Here is a 14,578-nt window from a genome sequence, read left to right as displayed (position 1 = left end):
ACTGAGCTAATTTAAAATTATCGATGAATTATGTTTAGAAAAGCAAGTGGAGAAGAAATGTATTACATCTCTCACTCCACTCGCTTTTTTGCATGACCATTTTTCAGTCCACTAAAGCAAATCTGCAGCTAATTGTGCCAGCCCTGATCTCTCTCCTTTATAGAGCTTTACATGACCAGCGATAGATTGACTTTTTAATTTTTCCACAACATATGTAAGCCCGTTGTTATAAGCGTCTAAGTACGGGTGATCAATTTGCTCCGGGTCCCCCATTAAAACAATTTTACTTCTTTCTCCAACCCTAGTAAGGATTGTTTTCACCTCATGCTTTGTCAAGTTTTGAGCCTCATCAATAATGATAAATTGATCAGGGATGCTTCTACCGCGAATATAGGTTAATGCCTCCACTTCGATCGAACCCATGCCTGCTAAAATCGCATCCAACTCCCCAGGTTTTTTCACATTAAATAAATATTCAAGATTATCAAAAATCGGCTGCATCCACGGGCGCAGTTTTTCTTCTTTTTCGCCAGGTAAAAACCCTAAATCCTTTCCGACCGGAACAATCGGCCTTGCCACCAGTAATTTTTTATAGTCTCCATAATCTTCTGTCTGCATCAATCCTGCCGCTAACGCTAGCAATGTTTTCCCAGTACCGGCTTTCCCTATCAACGTAACTAAAGAAATGTCTTTCCGTAATAAAAGTTCAATGGCCATTGTTTGTTGGACGTTTCTCGAACGAATTCCCCATATATGATCATGATCAAAAACAAGCTTTTTAACGGTCAATCCCGTTTGATCAACCATTCCAATGGCGGAAGTCGATGAACCTAAGGAATCCTTCATCAAAATAAACTGATTGGGATATAAGGATAAATTACCAAGCTCTGATAATGGAAGTTCTTTTTTTTCATAAAAGCTATTTAGTACCGTAATATCAACAAATTTCTCAATAACTCCTGTATAAATATGATCATTTTCAATCACTCGATCACTGAGAAAATCCTCTGAATATAAGCCGATCGCATCTGCCTTCACCCTGACAAGAGCGTCTTTGCTCACCAAAATCACTCGTTTACCATCTATTTTTGTTTCCTCTTCCAATGATAAATTTTTGGCAACTGCTAAGATGCGGTTATCATTTGTTTTTTCCACAAAAATATCCTGAAGCTGATGAAATGAGCGGTGATTTAACTCAATTCGTAACGCGCCGCCATTTTCAAGAGGAATTTTTTCATGGAGCTTTCCAGCTTGTCTTAAGCCGTCAATGAGTCTTGATACTTGTCTCGCGTTTCTTCCAATCTCGTCCATATTGCGCTTTTTCGAATCCACTTCTTCAAGTACAACTGCTGGGATTACTACTTCATTATCCTCAAATGAAAATATGGAATATGGGTCTTGCAACAAGACATTTGTATCTAACACATATATTTTTGTCAAATCTATGCCTCCTGCTCCTCATAGGTCTTTTTTAGGCTTCAGATCCTGATTTTAAGCCCGTTATCCACTCGTTGATTAGATAAAGCTTTGTAAAATATATGTTTTCCCGAATAAAGATAGAAGAAATTTTGCACAATAATCATAATGATTCTCTTAGTAAATTGAAGGCAGATCAAGAACTTGTACATCACTCTCATTCTTCAACAAATTTGGAGGTGCCATACACGATGAAAAATAAACTTTTCGTGCTCCTTCTCGTATTTATCATTACAGGCTGTGGAGCAAATCGAAATGAAGCAAATGAAACAAATAATCAACAGCAAGCATTAAATGTACGAAACTCTACAATTCAAAACGTTGACCGTAAAAGCGGTCAAGAAATTTCCCAACACCTTGTTGACTTAGCTGCAAGCATTCCAAATGTAAATGATGCCGCAGCAGTCGTCCTTGGAAATTATGCCATTGTTGGAATTGATGTAAATGAGGATCTGGAGCGCTCAGAAGTGGGTTCCATTAAGTACTCTGTAGCAGAGAGCTTAAAAAATGATCCTCATGGTGCACGAGCTGTTGTCGTAGCCGACCCAGATATGACGGCAAGAATAAGGGAAATTGCCAATGACATTCGTGACGGAAAACCCATTCAAGGAATTTTTAACGAGCTTGCTGATATTTCTGGAAGATTAATGCCCGAAATACCAGCAGATATGGTTGATCCTGATGCAAAAGAAAACACCGTCGATAAACCGAAAGAGCAATTAAACAATCAACAATCTAAAAAATTGGAGGAAAAACAAAAAGAACAATCCAATCGCCATTTAGATTAATATTGCAAGAAATGCGAACAACAAAAGAGCTTAGCACAAAATGCCGCTAAGCTCTTTTCATTTCATCCATAACCTGACGATCTAAGCGCATTGCTGCTTCTTGATCGTATGTTTTATCATATTGCGGTTCAACAATAATCTTTGAACCATAAAACATTACGTCCCTTACTTCAAGAACATTAATCTTTACTAACGCAAGCTTCAACGGAACATTTTCCATCAGTTCAGCTTCTAGTGTCGCTTCTCCGCTAATAGAATACGTACTTTCATTAACAATGACATTTAAAACGACTTGATTGTTCTCTTGAATATTTTGGACAATTCTGGAACGATTATCGACAGCAAAAAAGATCGTTTTCTCATCCTTGGCAAAAATCCATGAAATTGCATTAACATTGGGTCCGCCTGTTTCATAGTCAACCGTTGCTATCGTGACGAAGCGTTCTTTTTTTAATTCATCAAGTAGTGGCGTGATTAAAATGGGTTCCACTTGATTGGCCATTCCTATCCCTCCTACCATTCCATCCCAATATAATATTATAACCATGTTACCACAAATTCTAATGAAGAAATGTTAAAAAATATGCTTTTATTGATGATTTTTGTAAAACCATCCGACTTGCCACATGTAACGGCAACGTTATAATATTTACAAGCTAAGACTTTTTCTCTTGAGAATGGTATACTAGAAAGAATGAAACCAATATTGTCTAGTAAAATAAAGAGGTGTAATAATGAGAGTTAAATGCGTAATTTGTGACAATATAGAATCCATTGACGATCATTCTTTTCAAGCAAAAAAGTTAAGAAATCGCCCGATCCATACATTCATGTGCAAATCCTGTGAAACAAGAATTACCGAACGAACGAACGAGAGAATTGCGACGGGAAATTTTAGACTATATCGTTCCAACAACGAAGAAGAAGATTGGTGAACAAAAGCGAAAAAGGAAAAACCTTCTGAGTTATTGAAAGGTAAATCTGGAGTGCTCGCCCTCCCTTAGAGCTGTACTAAAAGTGTGATTCTACACCAACTTTACGTCTCATTTCCTAAACGAAAAAGCTTGCTCAAAGCATTTGCGGGACCGATAAGACCTGCTGAAGCGACTGCGAGGCCACTGAAAAAGTTTTTAGTGGTCTTTTTTTTGCAGAATTTCTAGAGCTGCTGTCCTCTATTCTGTCGGGGTAGAAAACAAATGACATTGATTCCGGCAAGGAAGTTAGCTGTATATTAACGCTGTTAATCGAATTGAACTCTTGCAGACCTCATTTGTTTCAGTCAGTCGAATTGAGAGCATAATTCGTCCTTAAAAATTTCACTTGCTCCGAACGAAGAGACTTCTCATTCGGACTGGAGACTTCTCGCTTTCCCGGTTATGTCCGTATACACCTCTTATTGAGCTCCGCATCCGCTGAGGCTCACCGCACGCTCCCCCGGTAAGCAAGCACCTGGGGTGGCAACGTATTTTAACCTCAATGCCAATCCCAAAATACCAAACGATACCGAGATATAATACTCTCGATGCCTGGTTGACAAACAAAACTCCGCTCAAAGCTTTGAGCGGAGTTTTGTTATTGCGGATAATTGCGATACTTTTCTGGTTGCTGGTTAATCTGATTTAACATGATTTCAATTAATTCTCGGGGAAACCTTTGCTTTTTTCTTTCACCCTGTTCATCAAAGTGAACATAGTACATGTCTTCATCCTTGGAAACTTCAATATTCGAAAGCATATGCTTTTCTAACAAAATGTCATAAAACATTTTCTCTGTTTCAACGGCGGCTGTATCCTCCGGGCGTGCATCAATCACAATTTTGATCGTTAACCAATTATAGATTGCATCTTGAACTGAATTCATAGTTTTCCCCTTTACACCTCATGTTCTTTATGTTTTCTCTCTTGATGTAAGCGAATTTTATATATGATTAAAATGAGCGCTGCCACCACTAACCCTTCCGCAATCGGCAAAAACACGGCAAAAAAGGTTAAAATGGTACATCCGAATATTAAGAAGGCATAAATAATAATGTTCTGTAATAAAGGTAACTTTCTGGCAAATCCTAATTTAAAGACGATCACACAGAGAATGATGACAGTAATATAAAGCAGCCACATTCCCAATTTAGGATTCTCATCCACTTTAAACAGTGCAGCGAAAAAAGTCAGGCGTTCAGTAATATCCATTCTCCATTACTCCCCTTTTAAAGCACTTTTTTTCTCTTAAACAGTTTTCTTTTTCTTCGCAACTCTTTCTCTTTCCCCTTTATCAAGGATCTTTTTGCGAAGTCTGATTGATTCAGGTGTCACTTCTAAATATTCATCCTCATTTAAATACTCCAATGCTTCTTCAAGCGACATAATACGCGGCTTTTTCATTGTAGTCGTTTGATCTTTAGTCGCAGAACGCACGTTTGTTGCATGCTTAACCTTTGTGATATTAACCGTAATGTCATTCTCACGGTTATGCTCTCCAACAATCATTCCTTCATAAATCTCAGTCCCGGCATTGACAAAGATGACGCCCCGATCTTCCACTTGCATTATACCATAAGTTGTTGCTTTCCCGGATTCCATTGAGACAAGAACTCCTTGACGTCTTCCCCCGACCTGACCTTGGGCAATTGGCTGATAGCTGTCAAAGCTATGATTAATAATTCCATATCCACGAGTCAATGTTAAAAATTCGGTCGTATAACCGATCAGTCCACGTGCTGGCACCATAAAGATAAGACGCACTTGACCAGAACCATTATTGATCATGTCAAGCATTTCTCCCTTTCTCGCACCAATTGACTCCATTACAGCACCTGTATGCTCTTCAGGTACATCAATTTGCACACGTTCAACAGGTTCACAGCGAACACCGTCAATTTCCCTCACAATTACTTCTGGCTTAGAAACTTGAAGTTCATAGCCTTCACGACGCATGTTTTCAATAAGAATTGATAAATGAAGCTCGCCTCGACCTGACACAATCCAAGCATCCGGCGAATCGGTATTCTCAACCCTTAAGCTAACATCTGTTTGTAATTGCGCCCGCAACCGCTCTTCGATTTTTCTAGAAGTTATAAACTTACCTTCTCTTCCTGCAAAAGGACTATTATTCACAAGGAATGTCATTTGTAAAGTCGGTTCATCAATGCGCAATACAGGGAGTGCTTCCTGATGCTCAAATGGACATACCGTCTCACCAACATTAATGTCTTCCATCCCAGATACAGCGATTAAATCCCCAGCGTACGCTTCTTGAACTTCCTGACGTTTTAATCCAAAAAAGCCGAATATTTTTGTTACGCGGAATTGCTTAACCGTGCCATCAAGCTTCATCAAGGCGACCTGCTGACCAACCTTCATCGTTCCACGAAAAACACGACCAATTCCAATTCTTCCAACATAATCGTTATAGTCAAGCAAGGCAACCTGGAACTGTAAGGGCTCTTCTCTATTATCAATTGGCGCTGGAATATGTTCAACAATCGTATCATATAATACTTGCATATTATCATCTTGCTGCTCAGGATTTGCACTTGCAGTACCATTAATCGCCGAAGCATAAACTACAGGAAACTCCAATTGATCTTCATTTGCGTCCAACTCAATAAATAGATCCAAAACTTCATCAATGACTTCTTTCGGACGAGCAAAATCACGATCAATTTTATTAACAACAACAATTGGTGTTAAGTTTTGTTCTAATGCCTTCTTTAAAACAAAACGAGTTTGCGGCATACAGCCTTCATAGGCATCGACTACTAATAAGACACCATCGACCATTTTCATGATTCGCTCCACTTCACCGCCAAAGTCTGCGTGGCCAGGAGTATCTAAAATATTGATTCTAGTGTCCTTATATTGAATCGCAGTATTTTTCGCCAAAATCGTAATACCACGTTCTCTCTCGATGTCGTTAGAATCCATTGCACGTTCTTCAACATGCTCATTTGTGCGGAATGTCCCCGATTGTTTTAATAATTGATCGACTAGGGTTGTTTTCCCGTGGTCAACGTGTGCAATGATCGCAATGTTGCGAATATCTTCTCTTATCTTCAAAAATTCCACTCCTACCTTTATTCATCTTTACTCTATTTATTATTCTGTAGCCTAACTGAAATATTATAACATAAACAATGTAGAAACCTATACGCTTTTTATGTTAAATTAGATGAAGAAATGGAAAGGAAAGCGCCTTCGAAATGAAAAAAAGGGGGTAAATCCATTTTCAGAGGAAGCTGTCCTATACTTAACAGGGGGAACTTATAGTGAGTAACATTAAATGGCCATTCTTATTTTTAGCAATAGCTGCAGTTGCTTGTATGGGGGGAGTAGGTATTGCTATTAGCTATCGAAGCATAATCGGGGCTGTATTTTCCCTTATTGCATTTATAGTCGTAATGGGGTTTGGCTTTACTTTAAAACGGAAATATAAAAATGAAAGCTGAGTTGATAGAATCTCTGTCGACTCAGCTTTCATTTTTGTAAAATTTACCATTTTTTATTTCCTAAATACTTCTTTAAAATCTCTTCATGGAGTCCAGGTTTAGAAATAAATATTGAATTTTCGTCTAATAGTTGAATTGGCTCACCTTTTAATGTGCTTGCTACTCCTCCCACTTCTTCGATAAGTACTAAACCACCAGCGAAATCCCAAGGAGAAAGGCGTAGGGTCATATAGGCATCCAGCCTTCCAGCAGCTACTTGGGCAATTTCAATTGCTGCAGAACCGTATGACCTTGTCCCACGAGCATCCTTTACTAGCGCCCCCAAAATAGCTGGGTCAATTCTTCTATTCGGTGTGACCCATGTCGCATTTATGCCAATAATCGCTTGAGAAACAGTGGCTTCTTCAAGTGTGTGTAAACGTATATTATTCACGAAAGCCCCTTCACCTTTTATGGCATGGTACAGTTCATCATGAACCACATCATAAATAAGACCGATCTTTCCGACCCCGTTCTCATATATTCCAATAGAGATAGCAAAATTTCTCTGCTGATGAACAAAGTTCATGGTGCCATCGATCGGATCAATGATCCAGACAACTCCAGATAACTCTTTTAATGTGTCACCATTCCCTTCCTCTCCTAATACTTTGTGTGCTGGATACCGCTCTTTTATTTTCGTAATAAAAAAACGCTCTGTTTCTTTATCAATATTCGTGACAAGATCATTGGCATTCGATTTAGTTTCTATATTAAGAGTTGTTTTGAAAGATTCTTTAATCCTCTCTCCGGCTTCTTTTATCCAGCTTGAGGCACTTGCAAAAATCTCATTATTATTCACTTAGATCGCTTCCCATCTTCTATAATTAGTTCTTCTCACTAGCGTAGATCAAATTAGTGTACGGTTCAACTAATTTTACTTTTCCCAAATTAAATTTCATCGACACGTCTCAATCGTTTAAAAAAAATAAAAACGAACACCTACCTTGTTCATAGGAGTTCGCTTTCAACCCGAATACTGTTCCATTTTTCTGAGCATTTATTCATAATTCCCCTTGCCACTATAATGCCTTTAAACGTAAAAGTTCTGCTCGAATTCTTTCAAGCTTTTGCTTTGATTTTTCCTTTTGATCATCATTATCTTCAGCCATCGCATCGAACAATGTTAATAGCTCATAATCCAGTTCCAGCCTTAAAACAGCTTTTCTTTCCTTTTCTAAATCTCTCTTTTTTAACGTATTCATCAATTGCTTCATAAAACAGACACTCCTTTCGCTTTATTAAAACGCTCTTTTAATAAAGATTCGTAAATTATGAACTTTTTAAAGGTGTTTAATAGTTGTTTGTATTGTTTTTTTTCATGTTAATGTCGTTAAAAAATTCTAACTTTTTATATATGATATGAGGATTTGATTTTGGATGCAACTAATTTGTGTTATCGCCTAATTATGACGTGATTCGATTTATTCCGCCATACTTAATTGAATGGTTTCGAAAGTAGGGCGCAAAAGGCTTGATATTTTTTGTTTTGAGGGTGATTATGCTACAATATTTGACAAAGGTCTGAGGAGGGAAAGTATGAAATTATCTAGTTTTACCGATGCTGATTTTAATGTATTTAAAATAGATGGCTTTGAAGATAGAATGGAAGCACTTAAGGAAAATATTAGTCCAAAGCTTGATGCATTAGGTCACCATTTTGCACCAACATTATCTACCCTAACTGGCTCGGAAATGTATGCTCATGTTGCGAAGCATGCGAGAAGGACAGTGAATCCACCGAAAGATACGTGGGTTGCATTTGCCGGCAATTCGCGCGGTTATAAGATGCTACCACATTTTCAAATTGGTTTGTGGGAAACACATGTTTTTGTTTGGTTTGCTGTAATATATGAAGCAACAAATAAGGCTGAGTTCGGAAAAAAATTAGAGAAAAAGCTAACATCGATCTATAAAGATACACCTAAGGACTTTGTTTGGTCTGGTGATCATACAAAGCCTGATGTAATTCCACATAAGAATCTGAAAAAAGAGGAATTAAAGGCTTTGTTTGAGCGTTTACAAACGGTTAAAAAAGCTGAGATTCTCTGCGGCTATCAAATTCCTAGAGAAGAAGCGGTTGCGATGTCAGGCGATGACTTTGTTAAAAAGGTTGAACAAGTATTTAATCAATTAATACCCCTTTACAAAATGGCTTAAACTTGTGAGAATGCCCAATTTAAAAAGCAAATTAAGTTTCAGGCCTTCCATTAATCTAGACTTTGTTAAAAATATTGTTGATAAATCAGCATCTACAAATAACAAATCCTTAATTTAAAGGAATTTACTTCCAATCATTTTTTCTATTCAAAAATAAAAAACTAGCTGATGAGACAACAATCCACCAGCTAGTTTTTGCGTTACACCTTTCGCAATCAAAATCAGCAATTCTCTGCCGAGAACTCCTTTTACATTTTAATCATTTGTCCTTGTTCACTTTCCTTCGCTTTTTTAATGGTGCGATAAGAAGAATAACCGCTGTTCTCTTCAAACTCACCACATAGCTTTTTTTCCTCTGACTTACTTGGAACAATCTCTTTAAATCTTCGATACGATGCCATTAAAACATCCCGTTCAATTCCTCTTTCATATGCTGCTTCAATGTGTTCGAAAAATTTAATCACGTCAACAATTTCTTCCGTAGACCAATGATAGTCAATTGGATATTGATATTCCATGTTTACATCCGCTCGCTTTCCTTAACTACAGTGATTTTAGCGTCTCTTTTCAAGAAAAGCAAATTATCTTCCTTTTTCCTAAAAAAATAATGGCAGCTTCCGGTTATTTTCGTGTTTCCTTCAAAAACTATCAGTATTACGTTAATTTTTCTTTGCACTGGTACGGATTAATGCTATAATTCATTTGTTTTCCTTCATTATGATAAAGATAATACGATGAAATACTTATATTTTAATAAAGAGGTGTGGAAATACTTTGTCACAATTTGAAACACCGTTATTTAACGGTCTACTTGAACATGCAAAAAAGAATCCAATCCAATTCCATATTCCCGGACATAAAAAAGGGGTCGGAATGGATGCTGATTTTCGAGAATTTATCGGTGACAACGCATTATCTATCGATTTAATTAATATTGGACCACTGGATGATTTGCACGCTCCAAAAGGAATTATTAAACAAGCTCAAGATTTGGCAGCAGAAGCATTCGGGGCCGACTATACTTTTTTTTCAGTCCAAGGAACAAGCGGTGCGATCATGACCATGGTGATGACTGTATGCGGACCTGGAGACAAAATTATCGTCCCCCGAAATGTGCATAAATCGGTAATGTCGGCGATTGTCTTCTCTGGTGCCATCCCCATTTTTATCCACCCAGAGGTTGATGAACAGCTCGGCATATCTCATGGAATTACGACTGATTCTGTAACAAGAGCAATAGAACAGAATCCTGATGCAAAGGGATTACTTGTCATTAATCCGACCTATTTTGGTATATCCGCTGATTTGAAACAGATTGTGGAGATAGCCCACTCTTTTGACATCCCCGTGCTGGTCGATGAAGCACATGGAGTGCATATTCATTTTCATGAAAAACTGCCAATGTCGGCAATGCAGGCAGGAGCAGATATGTCTGCCACAAGTGTTCATAAATTAGGTGGTTCTATGACACAAAGCTCCATTTTGAATGTAAAAGAAGGGCTTGTTTCCCCAAAAAGAGTTCAAACAATTTTAAGCATGCTGACGACGACATCGACTTCTTATTTGCTGCTTGCGTCTTTAGACGTTGCTCGTAAGCAATTAGCTGTAAAAGGGCATCAATTAATTGAAGAAGCCATTCAACTGGCCCAATATATGCGTCATGAAATTAATCAAATCGAACATTTGTATTGTGTCGGAGCGGAAATTCTCGGCTCCATGGCTACCTATGACTATGACCCAACGAAATTGATCATTTCGGTGAAAGAACTTGGAATCACTGGTTACGAGGTCGAAAAATGGCTGAGAGGAATGTATAATATTGAAGTCGAATTATCTGATCTTTATAATATCCTATGTATTGTGACCCCTGGAGACACAAGGCGGGAGGCTGATATTTTGCTCAAAGCCCTTAGAGAGCTCTCAAAAAACCGGATCAGGAAAACAGAACAAGTGGAAAGTAAAGTGTTATTGCCAGATATCCCTTTACTTGCATTAACTCCTCGAGATGCATTTTATGCTGAAACTGAACTTGTACCATTTGATCAATCTGAAGGAAGAATCATTGCGGAGTTTATAATGGTATATCCTCCTGGAATTCCGATTTTTATTCCTGGAGAAATTGTCACGAAAGATAATCTCCTCTATATTAAGAAGAATATCGAAGTTGGTTTACCCGTACAAGGACCAGAGAATTTTGATGCACGGATGCTGAGAGTGATAAAAGAACATAAAGCGATCCAATAAAAAATAAACCTGACTTAGCGTCAGGTTTCAGACCGTAGACAAGCTCGAGGAGTTCGAGTTTGTCTACGGTCTATTTTATTTTAAAATAAACTTTTCATATTTAATAAATTCATTTTTGAAGTTAATTGTCAAACAAAATTGATTTAATGTGTTATACAATTTTAACTTGAATATTTAAATATGTTATATTATTATTTAATTAACAGCTATTAAACGCTTACATTCCTAAGTTTATGACAACATTAATAAAAAAGGAGACTGGAAAATGGGTACAATCGTTTGCCAAACATGCGAATCAACTGTTGAGCATTTCGAGGATGAAAAGGTAACTATTCTGTACGCCAAATGCAACTGCTGTCAATCTTCAAAAGAAGAAAAATAAAATTTTCTAATCCTTCTTTCAATGATTGAGCATGTCCTGTCATTATTTCAGACATGTTCTTTTTTCATTCTCATCAAATTTAGACTACTGCAAAAACGAAATTATTACCTATTGTAATAGTCAGAACGTAAAAAAAGACCAAATAGGTCTCATCTTATTCATATTGAGGTTCAAAAGGAATATGTGGAATTGCTGTTTTAAAAAACTCAATTAAATCCGATGCCTGTTGTTCATCTTGAATGCGGAATGCAGATTGAATATATTCAATATCAGCGAGGTCTTTCGAGTCGAGGAGTGTTGAGCGGCCAGTTTGCATACAAACGACTAAAGGCTTACCAAAAAATTGATTCGTGTAGACAATACCAAAATCATATCGTGTTGTCTCCGTCACAAATCCAACAAATCGCACCTTTGCTTTTTCGTGCTCATCATATAACTTATGAAAATATTCCATCATCGTTATCGCCTCCTTTTTATTGTAATATTCCCAATTTTATTATAGTTGATCAAAATAAAGAAAACAACGATATTACCAAAGTGTCAAAATATCGTCAACTTTCCTTTTTCTCTGTTGTCACCTATCTGAAAACTTTGCTAGAATAGAAGAGGATGATGATCTACTTTATCTTTGGGATAATTAGGGGGATGGGACATGTCTAGTCATGCATACATAAGACTCGTACCTTCATCAGAAAAGGAAAGCGTTACCACTGATGAAGTAATCGAACTATTCAATTATTATAAAAATATTACCAATAAAACCGGTGATCAGCTTAATTGGGAATACAGGGAAGCTGCCTTCCCGTATGAGATTGTCGAAAAACCCGAAGGAAAGGGAAAGTGGTTTTATCTAAAATCAAAAGAAGCGAATTACAATATCATTTTAATCGGTGTTGATAAACAGACTTTACATCAAGAAGAAGCGCCATTAGAACAAACGTATATTCAAATCACCCTACCAGAAACCTCAACATTTGGAGATAAAGGAAAAGCAAACGAATTCTGTAAGTTTCTGGCAAAAAAACTAAAAGCTGAACTGCAACTATTTAATGGACGAATCATGTATTTTTATCCACGAAAATAGGCAAGGACAAATATTTGTCCTTGTCCTTCATTTATTCAGGGACCTCTATAAGATCTGGATCTACTATTTCATAGCCTTTCTCCTGCAACCCTTTAACAATCCCTTCTAAAGCTGCACTTGTCCATTTTCGATCATGCATTAATAAATTTGCCCCACTATTTAAGTATGGACTATTAATCATTATTTCCGTCAACGCATCTTTTTCCTGAAAACCTTTTTCCCAATCATATCCGTACGTCCAATTCATAACAACCATTTTTTCTTCTACTGCTATTTTTTTAGACTCGTCAGTGTTTGCCCCATATGGAGCTCGGAAAAACTTTGGTCGTTCACCTGTAATCTCCTCTACTAGATCATTTACAGCGATAATCTCCTGTAACTGTTTTTCCTGATCAAGATTAGTTAAATTTTGATGAGAGTAGGTGTGATTGCCAATGATAAATCCTAGATCATGAATTTCTTTTAAAATTGTTGCTTTTTCATGCGTGTCAATAAAATGGCCGTTTACAAAAAAAATTGCTTTAACACCTAATTTTTTTAATGTATAAGCCATTTCCAACGCATGCTTATCCGGTGCATCATCAATTGTTAGTAAAACAACTTTTTCGTTTGCCTCCTCTATCGGAACAACCGCCCAAGTTCTGTCATCGATCTTATATAACGGTTCATCCGTCTCAGCACCATTTGTTTCCAGCCCTTCCTCATTTAATAATTGCTTCCCGTTTTCCTTTTCAATCAATTCATTCTGATCCTCATCGACCAATTGCTTATCAGTTTTTGCTAGAGAATCATTTGAATTTTCATGACTGCAGCTAACCAAGAGAAGACTAGTTGCCATAAACACTAACCACCGTTTCAATGCTGTCACCTCAAAATAATTACGAATTTTAATATATCCCTATTATTTTATCCATTCATTTTCATCATTGCTAGAAAAGGTTCAAAAAAATATGAATGGCACAATAGACAGTTAAACTAACAAGGGTGACAAAGATCGTTTTTTTTGTTGACTTCAAAATCAAATTACTAGCAACCATCCCTAAATAGACAAATACGAAAAACATCGCAACATTATAAATTATTTGATCATATTTAGAAAGCGATTCAAATAAAGTATAAACGCTCCAAATCATAAGCTGAATTAATATGACAATATAATTTCTCAACTTATATCACCTACTTAAGTATACAATATTTACTAGCATTCTATGATTTCAATTCGAATGATATTTTTCAATTATGTATCATTTAGGTGACATCCCCTATTTATTTTGGTCTCTATGCTACTATATGGGTAATTACGCGTTATTTACTGAACAGAATTTCTTATTTGAATGTGAGGCTATTTCAATGAATTTCGCACCTATAATAATTATTATCTTATTCATGATGATATCTGCATGCCAAAAAAGCGATGCTAAAAGCATCGAGATTGATAGTAGCGTTAAACAAGTTCTCTTTTTTTCAAATGAAACAGAACATGGTAATCTTCAAATGGAAGCTCCTTATTACGATGCGATTATTGAATTGCGGCAACGCTTTCCAGAAGAATTCAGTGAGATAAAAACTTTTGCTCCCACTACTGATAAAGACATTTTTACAAAGCTTGAGGTTCAAGATTGTCCAGCGATTATCATCCTTCACAACGATGAAGTTTTAGCACAAGTAGCAGGTGAAAGCTCTAAAGAAGAAATCCTTCAACCCATCGAAGCTGCATTAACGAATTAATTATTTTGATATGCTCTTTTGAAAGCTCGATTCACAAAAGGTTAGCAAACATTTTTTACAAATAAAAAACGATTGCTGCAAACAGATTGAAGGACAATAGAGCTGTTCTGCACTACACTCTAGTTAAGATAGCTGCGAATCGGTTGCCAAACATTTCCTTTGTTCTTAGAGCCGTACAAACCTTATAACAGGAAAACCCCTTTTATCCACCATAAAATAATACTCAAATAATTACA

Annotated in this window: 19 protein-coding genes; 8 read left to right on the top strand and 11 right to left on the bottom strand. The window is 36.9% G+C overall.

Annotation, left to right across the window (positions count from 1 at the left end; genetic code table 11):
- Positions 1–111 precede the first annotated feature (111 nt).
- Positions 112–1,440, bottom strand: coding sequence for a PhoH family protein (locus tag FCJ93_RS01670; protein ID WP_095313182.1), 1,329 nt, complete (start codon positions 1,438–1,440; stop codon positions 112–114).
- A gap of 227 nt (positions 1,441–1,667) precedes the next feature.
- Here FCJ93_RS01670 and FCJ93_RS01665 point away from each other — a divergent pair, with 227 nt between their 5' ends.
- Positions 1,668–2,264, top strand: coding sequence for a YhcN/YlaJ family sporulation lipoprotein (locus FCJ93_RS01665; protein ID WP_095313184.1), 597 nt, complete (start codon positions 1,668–1,670; stop codon positions 2,262–2,264).
- Positions 2,265–2,310: 46 nt separating this feature from the next.
- Here the strand turns inward: FCJ93_RS01665 and FCJ93_RS01660 are convergent, their stop codons facing one another.
- Positions 2,311–2,766 (bottom strand): pyridoxamine 5'-phosphate oxidase family protein, encoded by a 456-nt coding sequence (locus tag FCJ93_RS01660; protein ID WP_095313186.1) that lies wholly within the window; start codon positions 2,764–2,766, stop codon positions 2,311–2,313.
- Positions 2,767–2,998: 232 nt separating this feature from the next.
- Between FCJ93_RS01660 and FCJ93_RS01655 the strand changes: the two genes are divergently transcribed.
- Positions 2,999–3,199 carry a YlaI family protein gene (locus tag FCJ93_RS01655; protein WP_095313188.1) on the top strand — a complete coding sequence of 67 codons (201 nt, stop codon included), beginning with the start codon at positions 2,999–3,001 and terminating at the stop codon, positions 3,197–3,199.
- Positions 3,200–3,836: 637 nt separating this feature from the next.
- On the opposite strand, the gene FCJ93_RS01650 is transcribed toward FCJ93_RS01655, so the two are convergent.
- From FCJ93_RS01650 to typA, 3 genes are read right to left on the bottom strand one after another with little or no spacing between them, the layout of a single operon-like run.
- A complete protein-coding gene (locus tag FCJ93_RS01650) occupies positions 3,837–4,124 on the bottom strand; it encodes a hypothetical protein (RefSeq protein ID WP_095313190.1) in 288 nt (95 codons plus the stop codon).
- A gap of 11 nt (positions 4,125–4,135) precedes the next feature.
- A complete protein-coding gene (locus tag FCJ93_RS01645) occupies positions 4,136–4,450 on the bottom strand; it encodes a YlaH-like family protein (protein WP_095313192.1) in 315 nt (104 codons plus the stop codon).
- A gap of 36 nt (positions 4,451–4,486) precedes the next feature.
- Entirely contained in the window at positions 4,487–6,316 is a 1,830-nt protein-coding gene (typA, locus tag FCJ93_RS01640; protein WP_095313194.1) for a translational GTPase TypA, read from the bottom strand.
- A 209-nt stretch (positions 6,317–6,525) separates the two neighbouring features.
- Between typA and FCJ93_RS01635 the strand changes: the two genes are divergently transcribed.
- Entirely contained in the window at positions 6,526–6,705 is a 180-nt protein-coding gene (locus FCJ93_RS01635) for a YlaF family protein (protein ID WP_095313196.1), read from the top strand.
- 43 nt (positions 6,706–6,748) lie between these two features.
- Here FCJ93_RS01635 and FCJ93_RS01630 read toward each other — a convergent pair whose 3' ends face one another.
- Together FCJ93_RS01630 and FCJ93_RS01625 are read right to left on the bottom strand one after the other, a co-directional pair.
- Positions 6,749–7,546, bottom strand: coding sequence for an inositol monophosphatase family protein (locus FCJ93_RS01630; RefSeq protein ID WP_137742792.1), 798 nt, complete (start codon positions 7,544–7,546; stop codon positions 6,749–6,751).
- Between the two features lie 220 nt (positions 7,547–7,766).
- Entirely contained in the window at positions 7,767–7,961 is a 195-nt protein-coding gene (locus FCJ93_RS01625) for a hypothetical protein (RefSeq protein ID WP_095313200.1), read from the bottom strand.
- 322 nt (positions 7,962–8,283) lie between these two features.
- Between FCJ93_RS01625 and FCJ93_RS01620 the strand changes: the two genes are divergently transcribed.
- Positions 8,284–8,904 (top strand): DUF1054 domain-containing protein, encoded by a 621-nt coding sequence (locus FCJ93_RS01620; RefSeq protein ID WP_095313202.1) that lies wholly within the window; start codon positions 8,284–8,286, stop codon positions 8,902–8,904.
- 248 nt (positions 8,905–9,152) lie between these two features.
- On the opposite strand, the gene FCJ93_RS01615 is transcribed toward FCJ93_RS01620, so the two are convergent.
- On the bottom strand, positions 9,153–9,422 hold the full coding sequence (locus FCJ93_RS01615) for a UPF0223 family protein (RefSeq protein WP_095313205.1): 270 nt from the start codon (positions 9,420–9,422) through the stop codon (positions 9,153–9,155).
- Between the two features lie 256 nt (positions 9,423–9,678).
- On the opposite strand from FCJ93_RS01615, the gene FCJ93_RS01610 reads away from it, so the two are divergent.
- On the top strand, positions 9,679–11,148 hold the full coding sequence (locus tag FCJ93_RS01610; RefSeq protein WP_095313207.1) for an aminotransferase class I/II-fold pyridoxal phosphate-dependent enzyme: 1,470 nt from the start codon (positions 9,679–9,681) through the stop codon (positions 11,146–11,148).
- 265 nt (positions 11,149–11,413) lie between these two features.
- Entirely contained in the window at positions 11,414–11,530 is a 117-nt protein-coding gene (locus FCJ93_RS01605) for a GapA-binding peptide SR1P (protein WP_095313445.1), read from the top strand.
- Between the two features lie 154 nt (positions 11,531–11,684).
- Here FCJ93_RS01605 and FCJ93_RS01600 read toward each other — a convergent pair whose 3' ends face one another.
- The gene (locus FCJ93_RS01600; protein ID WP_095313514.1) at positions 11,685–11,984 is read right to left on the bottom strand and encodes a DUF3055 domain-containing protein; all 300 of its coding nucleotides are present in this window, start codon (positions 11,982–11,984) and stop codon (positions 11,685–11,687) included.
- 198 nt (positions 11,985–12,182) lie between these two features.
- On the opposite strand from FCJ93_RS01600, the gene FCJ93_RS01595 reads away from it, so the two are divergent.
- The gene (locus FCJ93_RS01595; RefSeq protein WP_095313447.1) at positions 12,183–12,614 is read left to right on the top strand and encodes a DUF1885 family protein; all 432 of its coding nucleotides are present in this window, start codon (positions 12,183–12,185) and stop codon (positions 12,612–12,614) included.
- A 31-nt stretch (positions 12,615–12,645) separates the two neighbouring features.
- Here the strand turns inward: FCJ93_RS01595 and FCJ93_RS01590 are convergent, their stop codons facing one another.
- A complete protein-coding gene (locus FCJ93_RS01590; protein WP_235879386.1) occupies positions 12,646–13,473 on the bottom strand; it encodes a polysaccharide deacetylase family protein in 828 nt (275 codons plus the stop codon).
- A 70-nt stretch (positions 13,474–13,543) separates the two neighbouring features.
- A complete protein-coding gene (locus FCJ93_RS01585) occupies positions 13,544–13,780 on the bottom strand; it encodes a hypothetical protein (RefSeq protein WP_137742791.1) in 237 nt (78 codons plus the stop codon).
- Positions 13,781–13,964: 184 nt separating this feature from the next.
- Here FCJ93_RS01585 and FCJ93_RS01580 point away from each other — a divergent pair, with 184 nt between their 5' ends.
- Positions 13,965–14,342, top strand: a complete 378-nt coding sequence (locus tag FCJ93_RS01580; RefSeq protein ID WP_137742790.1) for a small peptidoglycan-associated lipoprotein — start codon at positions 13,965–13,967, stop codon at positions 14,340–14,342.
- Positions 14,343–14,578 lie beyond the last annotated feature (236 nt).

Source organism: Robertmurraya siralis (genome assembly GCF_005502275.1).
In the GTDB taxonomy this organism is placed as follows: Bacteria; Bacillota; Bacilli; order Bacillales; family Cytobacillaceae; genus Robertmurraya; species Robertmurraya siralis.
This window is presented reverse-complemented; position numbering and strand designations above follow the sequence as displayed.